This is a genomic window from Streptococcus sp. 5004 (assembly GCF_013276755.1).
GTDB lineage: Bacteria > Bacillota > Bacilli > Lactobacillales > Streptococcaceae > Streptococcus.
In genome coordinates, this window is record NZ_VMLP01000007.1 from 61,439 (window position 1) to 79,028 (window position 17,590).

20 protein-coding genes are annotated in these 17,590 nt (G+C 38.5%); 14 read left to right on the forward strand and 6 right to left on the reverse strand.

Going from position 1 to position 17,590, the window contains the following annotated elements; genetic code table 11:
• From HT685_RS02780 to HT685_RS02800, 5 genes are read left to right on the forward strand one after another with little or no spacing between them, the layout of a single operon-like run.
• Positions 1 to 780 (forward strand): PTS mannose/fructose/sorbose/N-acetylgalactosamine transporter subunit IIC, encoded by a 780-nt coding sequence (locus HT685_RS02780; RefSeq protein ID WP_000026611.1) that lies wholly within the window; start codon positions 1 to 3, stop codon positions 778 to 780.
• Positions 767 to 1,585, forward strand: a complete 819-nt coding sequence (locus HT685_RS02785) for a PTS system mannose/fructose/sorbose family transporter subunit IID (RefSeq protein ID WP_000148013.1) — start codon at positions 767 to 769, stop codon at positions 1,583 to 1,585. Before HT685_RS02780 ends, HT685_RS02785 begins: the two co-directional genes overlap by 14 nt.
• Positions 1,585 to 1,878 (forward strand): preprotein translocase subunit YajC, encoded by a 294-nt coding sequence (locus tag HT685_RS02790; protein WP_000381737.1) that lies wholly within the window; start codon positions 1,585 to 1,587, stop codon positions 1,876 to 1,878. Before HT685_RS02785 ends, HT685_RS02790 begins: the two co-directional genes overlap by 1 nt.
• A gap of 21 nt (positions 1,879 to 1,899) precedes the next feature.
• Complete coding sequence (locus HT685_RS02795) at positions 1,900 to 3,801, forward strand: alginate lyase family protein (protein ID WP_173226252.1); 1,902 nt, start codon at positions 1,900 to 1,902, stop codon at positions 3,799 to 3,801.
• Positions 3,802 to 3,860: 59 nt separating this feature from the next.
• Entirely contained in the window at positions 3,861 to 4,862 is a 1,002-nt protein-coding gene (locus HT685_RS02800) for a LacI family DNA-binding transcriptional regulator (RefSeq protein WP_000412459.1), read from the forward strand.
• Between the two features lie 270 nt (positions 4,863 to 5,132).
• Here the strand turns inward: HT685_RS02800 and HT685_RS02805 are convergent, their stop codons facing one another.
• From HT685_RS02805 to HT685_RS02825, 5 genes are read right to left on the reverse strand one after another with little or no spacing between them, the layout of a single operon-like run.
• A complete protein-coding gene (locus HT685_RS02805) occupies positions 5,133 to 5,711 on the reverse strand; it encodes a DUF3278 domain-containing protein (RefSeq protein WP_173226254.1) in 579 nt (192 codons plus the stop codon).
• A 12-nt stretch (positions 5,712 to 5,723) separates the two neighbouring features.
• Positions 5,724 to 6,065, reverse strand: a complete 342-nt coding sequence (locus HT685_RS02810; protein WP_173226256.1) for a hypothetical protein — start codon at positions 6,063 to 6,065, stop codon at positions 5,724 to 5,726.
• 9 nt (positions 6,066 to 6,074) lie between these two features.
• On the reverse strand, positions 6,075 to 6,317 hold the full coding sequence (locus tag HT685_RS02815; RefSeq protein WP_173226258.1) for a hypothetical protein: 243 nt from the start codon (positions 6,315 to 6,317) through the stop codon (positions 6,075 to 6,077).
• Between the two features lie 10 nt (positions 6,318 to 6,327).
• Positions 6,328 to 6,870: a DUF3278 domain-containing protein gene (locus HT685_RS02820; protein ID WP_173226260.1), complete on the reverse strand. Its 543-nt coding sequence runs from the start codon at positions 6,868 to 6,870 to the stop codon at positions 6,328 to 6,330.
• A gap of 15 nt (positions 6,871 to 6,885) precedes the next feature.
• The gene (locus HT685_RS02825) at positions 6,886 to 7,080 is read right to left on the reverse strand and encodes a helix-turn-helix transcriptional regulator (protein WP_001082470.1); all 195 of its coding nucleotides are present in this window, start codon (positions 7,078 to 7,080) and stop codon (positions 6,886 to 6,888) included.
• 166 nt (positions 7,081 to 7,246) lie between these two features.
• Between HT685_RS02825 and rsmH the strand changes: the two genes are divergently transcribed.
• The 9 genes from rsmH to HT685_RS02870 all read left to right on the forward strand — a co-directional run bounded on the left by rsmH (position 7,247) and on the right by HT685_RS02870 (position 17,036).
• Positions 7,247 to 8,197, forward strand: a complete 951-nt coding sequence (rsmH, locus tag HT685_RS02830; RefSeq protein WP_000159402.1) for a 16S rRNA (cytosine(1402)-N(4))-methyltransferase RsmH — start codon at positions 7,247 to 7,249, stop codon at positions 8,195 to 8,197.
• Positions 8,198 to 8,206: 9 nt separating this feature from the next.
• Entirely contained in the window at positions 8,207 to 8,524 is a 318-nt protein-coding gene (gene ftsL / locus HT685_RS02835) for a cell division protein FtsL (RefSeq protein ID WP_000227825.1), read from the forward strand.
• Between the two features lie 3 nt (positions 8,525 to 8,527).
• Positions 8,528 to 10,780: a penicillin-binding protein PBP2X gene (pbp2X, locus tag HT685_RS02840; RefSeq protein ID WP_173251334.1), complete on the forward strand. Its 2,253-nt coding sequence runs from the start codon at positions 8,528 to 8,530 to the stop codon at positions 10,778 to 10,780.
• 1 nt (position 10,781) lies between these two features.
• Positions 10,782 to 11,762: a phospho-N-acetylmuramoyl-pentapeptide-transferase gene (gene mraY / locus HT685_RS02845; protein WP_173226265.1), complete on the forward strand. Its 981-nt coding sequence runs from the start codon at positions 10,782 to 10,784 to the stop codon at positions 11,760 to 11,762.
• A gap of 436 nt (positions 11,763 to 12,198) precedes the next feature.
• Positions 12,199 to 14,304, forward strand: coding sequence for an ATP-dependent Clp protease ATP-binding subunit (locus tag HT685_RS02850; protein ID WP_173226267.1), 2,106 nt, complete (start codon positions 12,199 to 12,201; stop codon positions 14,302 to 14,304).
• Positions 14,305 to 14,895: 591 nt separating this feature from the next.
• On the forward strand, positions 14,896 to 15,342 hold the full coding sequence (locus HT685_RS02855) for a hypothetical protein (protein WP_173226269.1): 447 nt from the start codon (positions 14,896 to 14,898) through the stop codon (positions 15,340 to 15,342).
• A complete protein-coding gene (locus tag HT685_RS02860; RefSeq protein ID WP_016399101.1) occupies positions 15,342 to 15,620 on the forward strand; it encodes a hypothetical protein in 279 nt (92 codons plus the stop codon). The genes HT685_RS02855 and HT685_RS02860 overlap by 1 nt, the downstream gene beginning before the upstream one ends.
• A gap of 13 nt (positions 15,621 to 15,633) precedes the next feature.
• Positions 15,634 to 16,614 carry a hypothetical protein gene (locus tag HT685_RS02865; protein ID WP_173226271.1) on the forward strand — a complete coding sequence of 327 codons (981 nt, stop codon included), beginning with the start codon at positions 15,634 to 15,636 and terminating at the stop codon, positions 16,612 to 16,614.
• A gap of 8 nt (positions 16,615 to 16,622) precedes the next feature.
• The gene (locus tag HT685_RS02870) at positions 16,623 to 17,036 is read left to right on the forward strand and encodes a hypothetical protein (protein ID WP_173226273.1); all 414 of its coding nucleotides are present in this window, start codon (positions 16,623 to 16,625) and stop codon (positions 17,034 to 17,036) included.
• A gap of 210 nt (positions 17,037 to 17,246) precedes the next feature.
• On the opposite strand, the gene HT685_RS02875 is transcribed toward HT685_RS02870, so the two are convergent.
• Positions 17,247 to 17,573 carry a helix-turn-helix transcriptional regulator gene (locus HT685_RS02875; protein WP_173226275.1) on the reverse strand — a complete coding sequence of 109 codons (327 nt, stop codon included), beginning with the start codon at positions 17,571 to 17,573 and terminating at the stop codon, positions 17,247 to 17,249.
• Positions 17,574 to 17,590 lie beyond the last annotated feature (17 nt).

Genomic DNA, 17,590 nt, shown 5'->3' on the forward strand with positions numbered 1-17,590 from the left:
ATGTCGATTAATGTATTTCAAGCGATTTTAATTGGATTATGGACAGCTTTCTGTTTTAGTGGAATGCTGTTAGGAATTTACACCAATAGATGTATTGTTCTGTCATTTGGTGTCGGAATTATTCTAGGTGATTTGCCTACTGCTCTTGCAATGGGAGCTATTGGTGAATTGGCTTATATGGGATTCGGTGTTGGTGCTGGAGGTACTGTTCCACCAAACCCAATCGGACCTGGTATCTTTGGTACCTTGATGGCTATCACTAGTGCTGGTAAAGTCAGTCCAGAAGCGGCTCTTGCCCTCTCTACTCCGATTGCTGTGGCGATTCAATTCTTACAAACTTTCGCCTACACTGTACGTGCTGGTGCGCCTGAAACGGCGATGAAGCACTTGAAAAACCATAATTTGAAGAAATTCAAGTTCACTCTAAATGCAACAATTTGGTTGTTTGCCTTTATTGGATTTACCTTGGGTTGCTTGGGTGCCCTTTCAATGGATACCTTGTTGAAACTCGTAGACTACATTCCACCGGTATTGCTTACAGGTTTGACAGTTGCTGGTAAAATGCTCCCAGCTATCGGTTTTGCGATGATCTTGTCAGTGATGGCTAAGAAAGAGTTGATTCCCTTTGTCTTGTTGGGATATGTTTGTGCAGCTTATCTAAACATCCCAACAATTGGTATTGCAATTGTAGGTACTATCTTTGCTTTGATTGAATTTTATAACAAGCCAAAAACAGCGAATCATGTGGTAGAGGAGGAAGCACACGATGACTGGATCTAACAAATTAACAAAACGTGATTATCTTAAAACGTCTTTGCGGGCATTCTTTTGTCAAAATGGATTTAACTATAGTAACTATCAAGGGTTGGGATATGCCAATGTGATGTATCCTGCTTTGAAAAAACACTATGGAGAGGATCAGGAAGGTTTCTACCAAGCCTTGGAAGAAAACTGTGAATTCTATAATACCAACCCACACTTCCTGCCTTTTATTACCAGCTTGCATCTTGTAATGTTGGAAAATGGCCGTCCGGCAAAAGAAACACGTAGTATCAAGATGGCCTTAATGGGACCGTTGGCAGGTATTGGGGATTCTCTTTCACAATTCTGTTTAGCCCCATTGTTCTCAACGATTGCAGCTTCATTTGCTCAAGAAGGCCTGGTTGTCGGTCCAATCTTGTTCTTCCTAGCGATGAATACGATTTTGACAGCGATTAAATTGTCAACTGGTCTGTATGGATACAAACTAGGAACGACTGTGATTGATAAACTAAGTGAGCAGATGGCAACGATTTCTCGTATTGCCAATATTATTGGTGTAACCGTAATTGCTGGTTTGGCAGCGACATCTGTTAAGATTATGGTGCCGATCACCTTTGCTGCAGGGGAAGTTAAAGCAGACGCTAAACAAAGTATCGTAAGTATTCAGGGAATGCTTGATAAGGTTGCTCCAGCTCTTCTACCAGCCCTATTTACACTTTTAGTTTACTACTTGATCAAAGAAAAGAAATGGACAACATATAAACTCGTTATTTTAACAGTTATCATCGGAATTATCGGAAGCTGGCTTAAGATTCTAGCTTAATGGATACAACATTGTTTTATGGAATAGTGATTGTCTTGGCAGTGAGTCCCCTTTTACTGTCAAGCTTTCATTCTATTCGTCAGCAAAAGTTGCTTCGCAAACAGATGGAGCAACGACAAGAGTATTTAGCTTCTTTAACATCTGGTGATGAAGTGTTGTTATTGTCTGGAATTCATGGAAAAATCATTTCTATCAAAGATGACTTGGTCTCCTTGCAGATTGCAAAAGGTGTGGTCATCTATGTAGAAAAGGAAAGTGTAATGGGAAAGACAAAAGAACTGCTTTTTAAGTAGTTCTTTTTCTGGTAATAGATAATGAAAGAAGAAAGAAGACAATTTTTTGAAAGAATTGATGGGGACCAATATCGTGATTATATCTTGTCCCACTGTTCAAAAGACTATGAGAAAGTCAAGAGTTCCCTTGAGCGCTTGATGGACAATCGTTTTATGTTTGATAGTCCTTGGGATATGGAACCTTGTTCAAAAATCCATCAAATCCAGCCGATGGTGTGGAATCAAGTATTTGAAGATGATCCAGAATGGGCTTATATGCTCAATCGACAAGAATATCTCTTGCAGTTTATGATAGGGTACCTGGTAGAAGGAGATAAGGGCTATATCCAAAAGTGCAAGTTCTTTCTATTTGACTGGATTGAGCAGGTGAGAGAATTTCGTCCTCAATCTTTGATGACTAGAACCTTGGATACGGGTATTCGTTCCTTTACTTGGTTGAAACTACTCTTGCTCCTCTTGAAATTTGACTTGCTAGAGGAGGAAGAACTAGAGAAAATTTTGGTCAGTCTAGAAAAGCAGATTGACTTTATGAAAAGCCATTATCGCGCCAAGTACACCCTTAGTAACTGGGGGATTTTACAAACGATTCCGATACTTGCAACCTATCATTTCTTTTCAGATAAGATGGACCTAGAAGAAGCTTACCATTTTGCTTCAAAGGAGTTGAAACAGCAGATCGAGACGCAGATTTTAGAGGATGGAAGTCAGTTTGAACAGTCGATTCTCTATCATGTAGAGGTTTATAAAGCCTTGCTGGACTTGTGTCTCTTGCTTCCGGACTTGCAAGATAGCTTTCAAGAGCTGCTGGAAAAGATGGCGACTTACATTCAAATGATGACAGGTCTAGATGGACGGACCTTGGCTTTTGGTGATAGCGATTCTACAGAAACGACAGAGATTTTGAGCCTGTCTGCTATGGTTTTGAACAAGGAAGACCTTCTTAACGGTCTGGATGTTAAAGTCGATTTACTTAGCCTCCTGTTCCTGGGGCGAGAAAAGGTCAAGCGACTGCAGGAATTTGAAAAGAGAGCTTGGCAGCCTAAGTTCAGGAGCTTTGAAGATTCTGGGCATGTTTGCATTAAGGATGAACATCGTTATCTATTTTTTAAAAACGGTCCGCTGGGAAGTGCCCATAGCCATAGTGACGAGAATAGTTTTTGCTTACAGTATCAAGGCCAACCGATTTTCATAGATACTGGGCGTTATTCTTATCGGGAGGTAGATGAACGTTATCTCTTAAAGAGTGCTTGGAGTCATTCGACCTGTATAGTAGATGGGAAAGCTCCAGAAAGGATCGTGGGATCCTGGGAATATGAATACTATCCTCACTCCCTGTTTTGTCACCACAAAGAAAGAGAGGGAGTGCATTATATTGAGGGGGCGTATTTGTCAGCAGAACCTGATTTGCCTTATCTTCACAGGAGAAAAATCCTCATGTTGGCAGAGGATGTATGGCTCTTGGTAGATGATATCAGGTGTCAAGGTCAGCATGAGGCGTTGACTCAGTTTATCCTTGACAAGGATGTGACCTATCAAGATGGGAAAATCAATCAGTTGAAACTATGGAGTGAAGTTGATTTTGATTTGGAAGCTACGATCATTTCTCCTAAATACAACGAGCTTGAAAAAAGTAGCAAACTCATCAAACACCAATTCTTTGAGAATCAGATGCTGGATTATACAATCATTGCGCATGAGAGTTTTGAAATCATCCGTCATTCTGTCTACCAGACAGATGGTCATCAAGTAGAAAATGCTCTGGCTTTTGAAGTGAAAAATGACGAAACAGACAAGCTGATTCTGTTATTAAGCGAGGATATTTGTGTAGGTGAAAAATTATGCCTCGTTGACGGAACAAAAATGCGTGGAAAATGTCTAGTATATGATAAAATAAATGAGAGAATGATTCGCTTGCAGTGCTAGAAATAGACGTTTTGAATAGTGAATATGTTATAATGGGTATTAGTAGGAGGTGTTTTAGATTGGAGAAGAAACTGACCATAAAAGATATTGCAGAAATGGCTCAGACCTCGAAAACAACCGTGTCATTTTACCTAAACGGGAAATATGAAAAAATGTCCCAAGAGACACGTGAAAAGATTAAAAAAGTTATTCATGAAACAAATTACAAACCGAGCATTGTTGCGCGTAGCTTAAACTCCAAACGAACAAAATTAATTGGTGTTTTGATTGGTGATATTACCAACAGTTTCTCAACCCAAATTGTTAAGGGAATTGAGGATATCGCCAGCCAGAATGGCTACCAGGTAATGATAGGAAATAGTAACTACAGCCAAGAGAGTGAGGACAGGTATATTGAAAGCATGCTTCTCTTGGGAGTAGACGGCTTTATTATTCAGCCGACCTCTAATTTCCGAAAATATTCTCGTATCATCGATGAGAAAAAGAAGAAAATGGTCTTTTTTGATAGTCGGCTCTATGAACACCGGACTAGCTGGGTCAAAACCAATAACTATGATGCCGTTTATGATATGACCCAGTCCTGTATCGAAAAAGGTTATGAGCATTTTCTCTTGATTACAGCGGATACGAGTCGTTTGAGTACTCGGATTGAGCGGGCAAGTGGTTTTGTGGATGCTTTAACAGATGCTAATATGCGCCACGCTAGGCTAACCATTGAAGATAAGCATACGAATTTGGAACAAATTAAGGAATTTTTACAAAAAGAAATCAATCCCGATGAAAAAACTCTGGTATTTGTTCCTAACTGTTGGGCCCTACCTCCAGTCTTTACCGTTATCAAAGAGTTGAATTATAACTTGCCACAAGTTGGGTTGATTGGTTTTGACAATACGGAGTGGACTTGCTTTTCTTCTCCAAGTGTTTCGACGTTGGTTCAGCCCGCCTTTGAAGAAGGACAACAGGCTACAAAGATTTTGATTGACCAGATTGAAGGCCTCAATCAAGAAGAAAGGCAACAAGTCTTGGATTGTAGTGTGAGTTGGAAAGAGTCGACTTTCTAAGATGAAAGGGAAATAACTGGCAACCTCTGTTAAGAAATAAAATAATCCCATCTAGCATGAGCTGGATGGGATTATTTGTCTATAAAATGAGAAATTATGGGAGTAATCTCCTAAATCAACTGTTTTTGATTTACTTCTTTAACTACTTGATAAAAGTTATAGAAGTAGACCAAACTTGAGATGATGGTTACGACTAGGAATATTGGAAATTTCCATTGGATGGGGTTTCTTGATTGTCTTGATTTAAGACTGAAAAATCGTAGATTGAGGTCATTGTTTGCTTTTCTCTTTCTGCTTGGTATTTTTAGACGTTTTCTCCTCCTGTAGGGATAGAAAGCCGTAGGTCAGGGTTCCAAAAATGCTACCGATAATTAGACCATACATCAGTAAAGGAACACTTTTATCGAATTGCATGAGTAACTTTCCAAAATCTGGAAGTGACATCTGCTGAACGATGACTTTATGAAAGATGAGTAGGGTAAAGAGGCCAATCTGAAGACCGATAAACACAACCCAGCTTCGGAATTTGATTTGGCTCTTGCTGTAGGTTTTAAGGATGATTTCTGACTTGTCATCTTTTTCCAGATGGAGTTCTTTGACGGCCCTTTGAGTTTTTAAAGTAATGAAATAAATCAGACCAAAGAAAATGTAGGGCATGGCATAGCGAACGACCTCTATGAAGCGTCCAAATAACAGATAAAACAAGAAGAGAAAGAAGGAAGAATAAACGATTTGGACCATGGAACGGGCACAAGCCTTGTAGATAATCTCTTGCCGGCATTCATCAAAAGGGCCTTGGATATGAAAGAGATTTCGGAGTAGGCGAGTGGTTAAGTCTTCTTTTTTCATGTTAGTAACCTCCTAAATGAGCGGTTTTTGATTGACTTCTTTAACGAATTGATAGAGATAATAAAGATAAGTGATAGAAGAAAGGCTAGCGATAGTCAGCAGTAAATAATATTTCCAATCGCTTGAGATGAGCATCAGTTGTGGAAAAGATAGAATTATAAAGTATAGTGCTAAGTTGAGTATGCGCGTTTTTTGGGAGTCAATCTTTAGATAAGTCAGTCCTTTGTTAAGGGCTGGAATAAAGACTAGCCCGAGGAATATCTCGCTGATTGGCAAGTTCCCTGAAATGATGATGAAGATGAGCAGAGAACTGAACAAAAGATGATAGGTCAGTAAAGTTAGTAGTGATTTCATAGGTACCTCCTAATCCTGGTCTTTTTTAGCTCTTGCAATACGAAGTGAGTCGACAATATGTATCATCACTCCGAAAAAGAAAGCTCCCAGTATAGTTTTAAAAATATGTTTTGTATTTAGAAGAGAAGTGATAAAATTTGGATTTTCACTTGTTAGGGTATCAATGAGTGGAATTATAAAAAATATCACTGTTCCATAAATCGAACCTGCTTTCAGACTAGGATAACGTAACTGTTTCTGTTCTTTTTTCATAAGGCATCTCCTAATCCTCATCTTGATCTTTCTTAGTTTTTGCAATGCGACGGGAGATGAGGAACTGTATGCTCGCTCCGAAGAAAATAGAACCGAGAATGCTTGATACACCATTTCTTATAGTGAGGAGAGAATGAAAATAGTCCTGACCTTCACCTATGAGTATACTGAGAAGAGGAGTTATAAAAAACATCCATAGACCAAAGAACAAACCTGCTTTAAGACCTGGGTAGTGTAGTTGCTTACTTTCTTTCTCGCTCAGCATATCTGGATCAATAGCTGTAATCCCTGTTTTTTTCATTTGGTAGGTGACATAGCCAGCAGCGATGAGGGCAATCACTAAAATTAGAGGAGGATAGACTAGAGCCACTAGTTGAGGATATTTATAGGCCAGAACGAGCGGAATAAGATTTCCGAAAATCATCAGATAAAAAAGGAAGATAAAGACTTGGTTACCTATACGGTCTGCCTCGCGTCGTTTGTATTCGTCAAGTGGATCAGAAATACCGTATGTGCGCTTGATGAGTTTTTCAGTGAAGGTTTCTTTTTTCATGTGTTGGCTCCTTTTTTAAAAATCATCCTCCCAAAAGAGACTGTTGAGGTCAGTTTGGAGGCTGCGGGCGAGATTGAGACAGAGTTCCAGAGTTGGGTTGTACTTGTCGTTCTCAATCATGTTGATGGTCTGTCTCGAGACACCGATATCCTTGGCGAGCTCGAGCTGGGAAATGCCCAGTTCCTTGCGAAATTCTTTCACACGATTCATCTGTTCTCCTTTCTGATTTGTGTCGTATATATTTGACTACATTATATTCTTCTATAGAGCGAATGTCAAGCATATTTGACATATTTCTTAAAGAAATCTTACTTGTTTTTGGCCTATTTGTCTGACTAGTGCAAGCTAGTCAGATTTGTGGTAAAATAGATAAGATATGACAAAAGAATTTCATCATGTAACGGTCTTACTCCACGAGACGATTGATATGCTCGACGTAAAGCCTGACGGTATCTACGTTGATGCGACTTTGGGTGGAGCAGGCCATAGCGAATATTTATTAAGTAAATTAAGTGAAAAAGGCCATCTCTATGCCTTTGACCAAGACCAGAATGCCATTGACAATGCGCAAAAACGCTTGGCACCTTACATTGAAAAGGGAATGGTGACTTTTATCAAGGATAACTTCCGTCATTTACAGGCACGTTTGCGCGAAGCTGGTGTTCAGGAAATTGATGGAATTTGTTATGACTTGGGAGTGTCTAGTCCTCAGTTGGATCAGCGTGAGCGTGGTTTTTCTTATAAAAAGGATGCACCATTGGACATGCGGATGAATCAGGATGCTAGTCTGACAGCCTATGAAGTGGTAAACCACTATGACTATCATGACTTGGTTCGTATTTTCTTCAAGTATGGTGAGGACAAATTCTCTAAACAGATTGCGCGTAAGATTGAACAAGCACGTGAAGTGAAGCCAATCGAGACAACGACTGAGTTAGCAGAAATTATCAAGTCGGCCAAACCTGCCAAGGAGCTCAAGAAGAAGGGTCATCCTGCCAAGCAGATTTTCCAGGCTATTCGAATTGAAGTAAATGATGAACTGGGAGCGGCAGATGAATCCATTCAGCAGGCTATGGAGATGTTGGCTCTAGATGGTAGAATTTCAGTGATTACCTTTCATTCACTAGAAGACCGCTTGACCAAGCAATTATTCAAGGAAGCTTCAACGGTGGAAGTTCCAAAAGGTTTGCCTTTCATCCCAGATGATCTCAAGCCCAAGATGGAATTGGTATCCCGTAAGCCAATCTTGCCAAGTGCAGAAGAATTAGAAGCCAATAACCGCTCGCACTCAGCTAAGTTGCGCGTGGCCAGAAAAATTCACAAGTAAGAGGAAAAAATGGTAGATAAAAAAGAAACAACCAGTCAATTCTTGCAGAGTCGTATAAAAAAATTCTCCCGTGTGGAGAAGGCTTTTTATCTTTCCATTGCGTTTACAGCTCTCGTTTTGGCGCTTAGTATTATCTTTATGCAGACTCGACTCCTACAAGTACAAAATGATTTGACAAAAATCAATGCGCAGATAGAGGAGAAGAAGACAGAGTTGGATGATGCCAAACAAGAGGTAAATGAATTGTTGAGGGCAGAACGCTTGAAAGAAATCGCAAATTCTAAGGACTTAAAATTGAATAACGAGAATATTCGATCAGCGGAGTAAGATATGAAGTGGACAAAAAGAATAACCCGATTTGCGATTAGAAACCGTAAATCTCCAGCAGAAAACCGTAAAATAGTGGGGAAGTACATCAGCTTGTTAGCTGTCGTACTTTTCGCTGTCTTTTTGGTCAATTTTGCTGTTATTATCGGAAGTGGTAGTAAATTTGGAACGGATCTAGTCAAAGAGGCTAAGAAAGTTCACCAAATAACTCGTACAGTCCCTGCCAAACGTGGGACTATTTATGACCGAAATGGAGTCCCGATTGCTGAGGACGCAACCTCCTATAATGTCTATGCTGTCATTGATAAAAAATACAAATCAGCAACGGGAAAAATTCTTTATGTAGAAGATGCCCAGTTTAATAAGGTAGCAGAGGTTTTCCATAAGTATCTGGATATGGACGAGACTTATGTTAAAGAACAATTGTCTCAACCGAATCTGACCCAAGTTTCTTTTGGTGCAAAAGGAAATGGGATTACCTATGCCAATATGATGGCTATTAAAAAGGATTTGAAAGACGCTAGTGTTGAAGGAATTGACTTTACAACTAGCCCAAACAGAAGCTATCCAAATGGACAATTTGCCTCTAGTTTTATTGGTTTAGCCCAACTCCATGAAAATGAGGATGGTAGCAAGAGTTTGCTGGGAACTTCTGGAATGGAGAGTTCCTTGAACAGTATTCTTGCAGGGACAGACGGCATTATTACCTATGAAAAGGATCGTCTGGGTAATATTGTACCCGGAACAGAACAAGTTTCCCAGCAAACGGTGGATGGTAAGGATATTTACACAACCATTTCCAGCCCCCTCCAGTCCTTTATGGAAACCCAGATGGATGCTTTTCAAGAGAAGGTAAAAGGAAAGTATATGACAGCGACTTTGGTCAGTGCTAAAACGGGAGAGATACTCGCAACGACGCAACGACCGACCTTTGATGCAGATACAAAAGAAGGCATTACAGAGGACTTTGTTTGGCGTGATATTCTTTATCAAAGTAACTATGAACCAGGATCAGCCATGAAGGTCATGACGTTAGCTTCTTCTATTGATAACAATACCTTCCCAGGTGGAGAATACTTCAATAGCAGCGAATTAAAAATAGCGGATGTGACGACTCGAGATTGGGACGTTAATGAAGGTTTGACCGTCGGTGGTATGATGACTTTTTCTCAAGGTTTTGCACACTCAAGTAACGTTGGGATGACCCTCCTTGAGCAAAAGATGGGAGATGCTACCTGGCTTGATTATCTTAATCGTTTTAAATTTGGTGTTCCGACCCGTTTCGGTTTGACGGATGAGTATGCTGGGCAACTTCCTGCGGATAATATTGTCAACATTGCGCAAAGCTCATTTGGACAAGGGATTTCAGTGACCCAGACGCAAATGATTCGTGCCTTTACCGCTATTGCTAATGACGGTGTCATGCTGGAGCCTAAATTTATTAGTGCCATTTATGATCCAAATGATCAAACTGCTCGGAAATCTCAAAAAGAAATTGTGGGAAATCCTGTTTCTAAAGATGCAGCTAGTCTAACTCGTACTAACATGGTTTTGGTAGGGACGGATCCGGTTTATGGAACCATGTATAACCACAGCACAGGCAAGCCAACTGTAACTGTTCCTGGGCAAAATGTAGCCCTCAAGTCTGGTACGGCTCAGATTGCTGACGAGAAAAATGGTGGTTATCTAGTCGGGTTAACCAACTATATTTTCTCGGCTGTATCGATGAATCCGGCTGAAAATCCTGATTTTATCTTGTATGTGACGGTCCAACAACCTGAACATTATTCAGGTATTCAGTTGGGAGAATTTGCCAATCCTATCTTGGAGCGGGCTTCAGCTATGAAAGACTCTCTCAATCTTCAAACAACAGCTAAAGCTTTGGAGCAAGTAAGTCAACAAAGTCCTTATCCTATGCCTAGTGTCAAGGATATTTCACCTGGTGATTTGGCAGAAGCCTTACGTCGCAATATTGTGCAACCAATCGTTGTGGGTACTGGAACAAAGATTAAAGAGACTTCTGTAGAAGAAGGAAAAAATCTTGCACCTAACCAACAAGTTCTCCTTTTATCTGATAAGGTAGAAGAAATTCCAGACATGTATGGCTGGAAAAAGGAGACTGCTGAGACCTTTGCCAAATGGTTGGATATTGAACTGGAATTTGAAGGTTCGGGTTCCGTCGTTCAGAAGCAGGATGTTCGGACTAATACAGCTATCAAAAACATCAAAAAAATTACATTAACTTTAGGAGACTAATATGTTTATTTCCATCAGTGCTGGAATTGTGACATTTTTACTAACTTTGGTAGGAATTCCGGCCTTTATTCAATTTTATCGAAAGGCGCAAATTACAGGCCAGCAGATGCACGAGGATGTCAAACAGCATCAGGCAAAAGCTGGCACGCCAACTATGGGGGGACTTGTTTTCCTCATTGTTGCAGTTGTGGTGAGTTTCCTTGTTGCTCTTTTTTCAAAACAATTGACCAATAATGTGGGAATGATTTTGTTCATCTTGGTTCTTTATGGTTTAATCGGATTTTTAGATGACTTCCTCAAGGTCTTCCGTAAAATCAATGAGGGGTTGAATCCTAAGCAAAAATTGGCTCTTCAACTTCTAGGTGGTGTCATTTTCTACCTTTTCTATGAGCGCGGTGGCGATATGCTTTCAGTCTTTGTCTACCAAGTGCATTTAGGGATTTTCTATATTGTCTTCGCCCTTTTCTGGCTAGTTGGTTTTTCAAACGCAGTCAACTTGACTGACGGCATTGACGGTCTGGCTAGTATTTCAGTCGTGATTAGTTTGTCTGCCTATGGAGTTATTGCCTATGTGCAAGGTCAGATGGATATCCTACTAGTGATTCTTGCCATGATTGGTGGTTTGCTTGGTTTCTTTGTATTTAACCATAAGCCTGCTAAGGTCTTTATGGGAGATGTGGGAAGTTTGGCTCTCGGTGGAATGCTGGCAGCTATCTCTATGGCCCTCCACCAAGAATGGACTCTCTTGATTATCGGAATTATTTATGTTTTTGAAACAACCTCAGTCATGATGCAAGTCAGCTATTTCAAAATGACTGGTGGTAAACGTATTTTCCGTATGACACCTGTCCATCACCATTTTGAGCTTGGAGGATTGTCTGGTAAAGGAAATCCTTGGAGCGAGTGGAAGGTTGACTTCTTCTTTTGGGGAGTAGGACTTCTAGCAAGTCTCTTGACGTTAGCAATTTTATATTTGATGTAAGAATAGCACCCTGATATTTCAGGGTGTTTTTGCGTTAAATACACAATGAAAATCAAAGAGCAAACTAGGAAGTGCTCAAAACATAGCTTAGAGGTTGTAGATAAGACGAAGCTGACGTATTTTGAAGAGTGTAAAAAAATATTAGTCAGTTAAAGTCAAATCTCTTGACCTTTTCTGACTAATGTAGTATATTATGAACGTAAGGTAAATGAAAGCCTTACTAGAACACTTATTTAAAGTAAAATAGAAAGAGGTGGGGTCTATGTTTAATCTAGAAATCTTCAGAAGTAAAGATAGTCTACTCCTGCTTGAAAAAGAAAAACCAGAAATAGTACCTAGAGTAGCGATTTAGCTAGTCTAAATTTTTTAAAACAAAGGTCAAAGATAGTCAATATCAGTAATAATAACGAAGAAATACAAAAAAGAGGTAAAGAATATGAACAACAACTTTAATAATTTTAACAACATGGATGATTTATTTAACCAATTGATGGGTGGTATGCGAGGATACAGTTCTGAAAATCGCCGTTACTTAATTAATGGACGCGAAGTCACACCTGAGGAATTTGCTCACTATCGTGCAACTGGCCAATTGCCAGGGAATGTAGAAGCTGATGGACAAATGAAACAACAGACTTCAGGTATGAAACAAGATGGTGTCCTTGCTAAACTAGGTCGTAACTTGACAGCAGAAGCTCGCGAGGGCAAGCTGGATCCTGTTATCGGACGAAACAAGGAAATTCAAGAAACATCTGAAATCCTTTCACGCCGTACCAAGAACAATCCTGTTTTAGTCGGAGACGCAGGTGTTGGTAAGACAGCAGTTGTCGAAGGCTTGGCACAAGCCATTGTGAACGGAGATGTTCCTGCCGCTATCAAGAACAAGGAAATTATTTCCATTGATATCTCTGGTCTTGAGGCTGGTACTCAATACCGTGGTAGCTTTGAAGAAAACGTTCAAAATCTAGTAAATGAAGTGAAAGAAGCAGGGAATATTATCCTCTTCTTTGATGAAATTCACCAAATCCTCGGTGCTGGATCAACTGGAGGTGACAGTGGTTCTAAAGGGCTTGCGGATATTCTCAAGCCAGCTCTCTCTCGTGGAGAATTGACAGTGATTGGGGCAACGACTCAAGACGAATACCGTAACACCATCTTGAAGAATGCAGCTCTTGCTCGTCGCTTCAACGAAGTCAAGGTCAATGCTCCTTCAGCAGAGGATACATATAAAATTCTTCAAGGAATTCGTGACCTCTATCAGCAACACCATAATGTTATCCTGCCAGACGAGGTTTTGAAAGCAGCTGTGGATTATTCTGTTCAATACATTCCTCAACGTAGCTTGCCAGATAAGGCTATCGACCTTGTGGATGTAACGGCAGCTCACTTGGCAGCTCAGCATCCTGTAACAGATGTGCATGCTGTTGAACGAGAAATCGAAGCGGAAAAAGACAAGCAAGAAAAAGCAGTTGAGGCAGAAGATTTTGAAGCAGCTCTAAACTATAAAACACGCATTGCAGAATTGGAAAAGAAAATCGAAAACCACACAGAAGATATGAAGGTGACTGCAAGTGTCAACGATGTAGCTGAATCTGTAGAACGAATGACGGGAATTCCAGTTTCACAAATGGGAGCATCAGATATCGAACGTTTGAAAGATATGGCTCATCGTCTGCAAGACAAGGTAATCGGTCAAGACAAGGCGGTAGAAGCGGTAGCTCGTGCTATCCGTCGTAATCGTGCCGGTTTTGATGAAGGCAATCGCCCAATAGGTAGCTTCCTCTTTGTAGGACCAACTGGGGTTGGTAAGACGGAACTTGCTAAGCAATTGGCGCTCGATATGTTTGGTACTAAGGATGCTATCATCCGTTTGGATATGTCTGAATACAGTGACCGCACAGCCGTTTCTAAGCTAATTGGTACAACAGCAGGCTATGTTGGTTATGATGACAATAGCAATACCTTGACAGAACGTGTTCGTCGCAATCCTTACTCTATCATTCTCTTGGATGAAATTGAAAAGGCTGACCCTCAAGTCATTACCCTTCTCCTTCAAGTTTTGGATGATGGTCGTTTGACAGATGGTCAAGGTAACACTGTCAACTTCAAGAATACGGTGATTATCGCAACTTCAAACGCAGGATTTGGCTATGAAGCCAATTTGACAGAAGATGCGGACAAACCAGAATTGATGGACCGTTTGAAACCATTCTTCCGTCCAGAATTCCTTAACCGCTTTAACGCAGTCATTGAGTTCTCACACTTGACGAAGGAAGACCTTTCTAAGATTGTGGACTTAATGTTGGCTGAAGTCAACCAAACCTTGGCTAAGAAAGACATTGATTTGTCAGTCAGTCAAGCGGCTAAGGACTATATCACAGAAGAAGGCTATGACGAAGTCATGGGTGTTCGTCCTCTCCGTCGTGTGGTTGAACAAGAAATTCGTGATAAGGTGACAGACTTCCACTTGGATCATTTAGATGCCAAACACCTAGAAGCAGATATGGAAGAGGGTGGTTTAGTTATTCGTGAAAAAGCCTAAGAGAAAATTTTGAGGAGAAAAAGAAAAGGCTGGGTAAAAAGATTTTGGATTTGATACTCAAGAAAAATCAAAATAGAACTAGGGGTGACTTCATTTTTAGATAATATTGACAAAGTCAGTAACAAATCTGAGGCAAGATATTGCAATGTAGATTGATATTTGAATTTAGAAGAGTATTTGGAATTCTTTGTTATGAATTCTGAGAATAAATAGATGAAACAAAAAAGCGAATAAAACAGAATTCTGATTTTCAGAAAACTAGTTTATTCGTTTTTTTTATTTACGCTTATCTATCTTGGCTTAAATCAAGTATTTCCATCACCTTATGAACAATCCTCTTATGTTGTGGGTGTTTTTGAATCTTCAATAACAGTTCCATCATCTCAGTATCTTGTGGCACAGAATGTAGAATAACTCTCATAGCTTTAACCTCTGTGATAAGTCTTGCTATTTATAGGTTAAGAGTATATTTTTTATTTACTTTAGTTAAAAATAATTTAAAAAATATTAACTAAAGTATATTTATTTGTGGTATAATTAGGGTAGTGTTTAATAATATTTTAAACATAAATATAAAACAGGAGGCTTTTTATGAATAAAAAGAAAATATTGGGAGTTATATTATTGTCTATTCTTTTTGTATTGGCTGGTTGTAGCAAGAAAGAATTAAGTAAAATTGAAATGATTGAGGGAAGCTATAATACAGATTTAGGACTTATAACTATAAGTAAGGATAAAAAACTAGTTGGTTTTGAGGGGTTTGGTTATATAGATTTCAAAGAAGACGCTGACAAATTTAATAAAAGTGAGCGGGAGTATTATTTCCCAAACAATGCTGATAAAAATGAATTAAAAGAAAATGAAGCTATTGTTGCTATTGGTCTTGAAGATAAGTCTATTTACAAGATACAATGGACAGCTAGTGATAAAACTAAAAAAGTTGACTCTATAACTATTACTATGACTTATACATTAAACAAAAGTCATAGAAAATCACTATATAAAGAGTATTCAGGAGTTAGAATACAAAATAAATAATGTTAGTACAGTTAGGAAAAGCTAAGAGGTTATTAAAATTTCTTTTAGTAATCACATTTCTTATTTTGCTGTCAGGATGTAGAAGTTCTCTAAACCGTATTGAAATTGGAGATGAAATCTATTTTTGGACTGTAGAACAGAATTTAGATACTGAAGAATTTGAATCTGTTAAGGTTACAGGGATAGTCTCACAGGTAGTTGAATATGAAGATTATTATATAGTGAGACTACAAGGAGATATAAGACCTTACCAGATAGATAAAGACAAATTTCACTGATAAAAGGTAAAGTATGAATAAAGGAAAAATTTTAAAGATAACTGAGAACACAGTGTACATAGGTTATGAAGATGGAAGTTTAAAGGAAATTCCTATTGAATCTTGTGACTTTGAGCCTAAAATGGGTGATTATGTAGAGGTTTATGGTGATATTGCTATAAAGGTTGAAGTAAGTAATGAAAGTACCCCAGTTAAAAAATCAGAGGCTAAAGAAATATCATTAGTTAGCAAGATAAATCTGATTTTATTTGTAGTTTTGGCTATGATAATCCTAAGTGCTGCTTTCTATGTGGGAGAAAGCATGTTGAAAGCTACAGCAATATTGTTTTTTGTAGTTTCGGTATTGATGATAGTATTAAATCTTATATTTATTATTATTTCATCTATTAAGAAGAGTGAAGTTAATAAAGAAAGTTCTATAAAATATTTTATTGTAGGTATTTTAACTGTTATTTTATCCATTGCTTTTGCTCAGTATGTAAATAATACCCCTTCAAATTCAAAGAAGACTACATCACAGAGCACTTCTAAGTCCTCTACGTCGTCATCTAAGAATAGTTCTAGCTCTTCATCGTCTTCAAAGGCAAGTAGCTCTACTACACCTTCATCATCTAAAGAGAGTAGCCCTAGTTCATCTTCCTCAGTACCATCAAAACCTAAGATTACTGTAGACAATGATAAAGCAAATTATGGTGAAGTGGATTATAATAGTTGGAATCATGATGAAGTAGCCGTAAATACTAAAGTAAGAGTATATGGGAAAGTTTTACAAGCTATGGAAGATAGGAAAGCCTATACTCTTCGTGTAGCTATAAATGATGACTATGATAAAATTATCTTAGTTTCTATTCCTTCGGAGTACAATAATAGAGTTATAGCTGAAGATGACCATATAACATTGTACGGACTAGCACAAGGAAGACAAAGTTATGAAACGGTCTTTAAAGCTACAAAAACACTGCCTTATATGGTGGCTTACATGTATGACAATTAGGAGAGGTTATGAATACTTATAAAGTTATTAAAATCGAAGAAACTCTAATCTATTTAGGTAAAGATGATGGAACTTTGCTAAAAGTTGAACAGACTTCTTTTAATTTTGTACCACAACTAGGGGATATAGTAGAGGTATATCAATCTGAAGGAACCTATATCATAACTAAAAAGTCTAGTGAAGTTCCCACAGAACAGAAAAAAGAAGAAAAAGGATTTCTGACAGTTAGAAATATTAAGCTTTATGCATGGCTTGGAGTTTTTGCTATATTGGTATGGCACCCTGTTTTTGCTGTTATCCCCTCAGTAATGTATCGCCTTCTAAAAGAAAAAGGAGAGAAAGATAGTGCTACTTTGATATTAGGAGCAACAATATTTGCGACAATCCTAGCAATAACCGTTAGAGTACTTTTAACATTCTAGTAAGAGGTAACACGTTTTTTAAGGTAATAGATAAGCACTGGATACTCAGATTCAGTGCTTATCTATTTTCTTTTTGTTTTTTAATCAATTTCTTCAACAAAGAAAAATCATTCTAAAATTACAACCTATACCTCATTCCTTATCTGAATAACGTAACCGTCTACGATTAGATAGATTTAGTATATATTACACTTTAGTACTTTTTTATCACTAGCTATCTTGGCTTAAATCAAGTATTTCCATCACTTTATGAACAATCATCTTATGCTGTGGGTGTTTCTGAATCTTCAATAACAGTTCCATCATTTCTGTATCTTGTGGCACAGAATAAGGTAAGAAAAAATCACTCAATGAAACTTCTAAAGCATCAACAATCTTCACAAAAGTTTCCAAAGAGATATTTCTGTGATTATTTTCTATCTGACTGATATAAGGAACGCTTAGATTTGTTTTTTCTGCTAATTCTTGCTGTGTAATCTTCTTTGAAGCTCGTAAGTCTCGTATCTGATTACTTATATTTTCTAATATATCATCCATTCCTTCACCCCTAAGTT

What these genes read in the sequence shown, in the direction of transcription:
- HT685_RS02805 (WP_173226254.1), bottom strand. Translation starts at nt 5,711, where the DNA reads ATGAAAAAAGAAGACTTAACCACTCGCCTACTCCGAAATCTCTTTCAT.
- HT685_RS02815 (WP_173226258.1), bottom strand. Translation starts at nt 6,317, where the DNA reads ATGAAAAAAGAACAGAAACAGTTACGTTATCCTAGTCTGAAAGCAGGT.
- HT685_RS02865 (WP_173226271.1), top strand. Translation starts at nt 15,634, where the DNA reads ATGAATAAAGGAAAAATTTTAAAGATAACTGAGAACACAGTGTACATA.
- HT685_RS02785 (WP_000148013.1), top strand. Translation starts at nt 767, where the DNA reads ATGACTGGATCTAACAAATTAACAAAACGTGATTATCTTAAAACGTCT.
- HT685_RS02780 (WP_000026611.1), top strand. Translation starts at nt 1, where the DNA reads ATGTCGATTAATGTATTTCAAGCGATTTTAATTGGATTATGGACAGCT.
- HT685_RS02850 (WP_173226267.1), top strand. Translation starts at nt 12,199, where the DNA reads ATGAACAACAACTTTAATAATTTTAACAACATGGATGATTTATTTAAC.
- HT685_RS02820 (WP_173226260.1), bottom strand. Translation starts at nt 6,870, where the DNA reads ATGAAAAAAGAAACCTTCACTGAAAAACTCATCAAGCGCACATACGGT.
- rsmH (WP_000159402.1), top strand. Translation starts at nt 7,247, where the DNA reads ATGACAAAAGAATTTCATCATGTAACGGTCTTACTCCACGAGACGATT.
- pbp2X (WP_173251334.1), top strand. Translation starts at nt 8,528, where the DNA reads ATGAAGTGGACAAAAAGAATAACCCGATTTGCGATTAGAAACCGTAAA.
- HT685_RS02860 (WP_016399101.1), top strand. Translation starts at nt 15,342, where the DNA reads ATGTTAGTACAGTTAGGAAAAGCTAAGAGGTTATTAAAATTTCTTTTA.
- HT685_RS02810 (WP_173226256.1), bottom strand. Translation starts at nt 6,065, where the DNA reads ATGAAATCACTACTAACTTTACTGACCTATCATCTTTTGTTCAGTTCT.
- HT685_RS02790 (WP_000381737.1), top strand. Translation starts at nt 1,585, where the DNA reads ATGGATACAACATTGTTTTATGGAATAGTGATTGTCTTGGCAGTGAGT.
- mraY (WP_173226265.1), top strand. Translation starts at nt 10,782, where the DNA reads ATGTTTATTTCCATCAGTGCTGGAATTGTGACATTTTTACTAACTTTG.
- HT685_RS02825 (WP_001082470.1), bottom strand. Translation starts at nt 7,080, where the DNA reads ATGAATCGTGTGAAAGAATTTCGCAAGGAACTGGGCATTTCCCAGCTC.
- HT685_RS02795 (WP_173226252.1), top strand. Translation starts at nt 1,900, where the DNA reads ATGAAAGAAGAAAGAAGACAATTTTTTGAAAGAATTGATGGGGACCAA.
- ftsL (WP_000227825.1), top strand. Translation starts at nt 8,207, where the DNA reads ATGGTAGATAAAAAAGAAACAACCAGTCAATTCTTGCAGAGTCGTATA.
- HT685_RS02870 (WP_173226273.1), top strand. Translation starts at nt 16,623, where the DNA reads ATGAATACTTATAAAGTTATTAAAATCGAAGAAACTCTAATCTATTTA.
- HT685_RS02875 (WP_173226275.1), bottom strand. Translation starts at nt 17,573, where the DNA reads ATGGATGATATATTAGAAAATATAAGTAATCAGATACGAGACTTACGA.
- HT685_RS02855 (WP_173226269.1), top strand. Translation starts at nt 14,896, where the DNA reads ATGAATAAAAAGAAAATATTGGGAGTTATATTATTGTCTATTCTTTTT.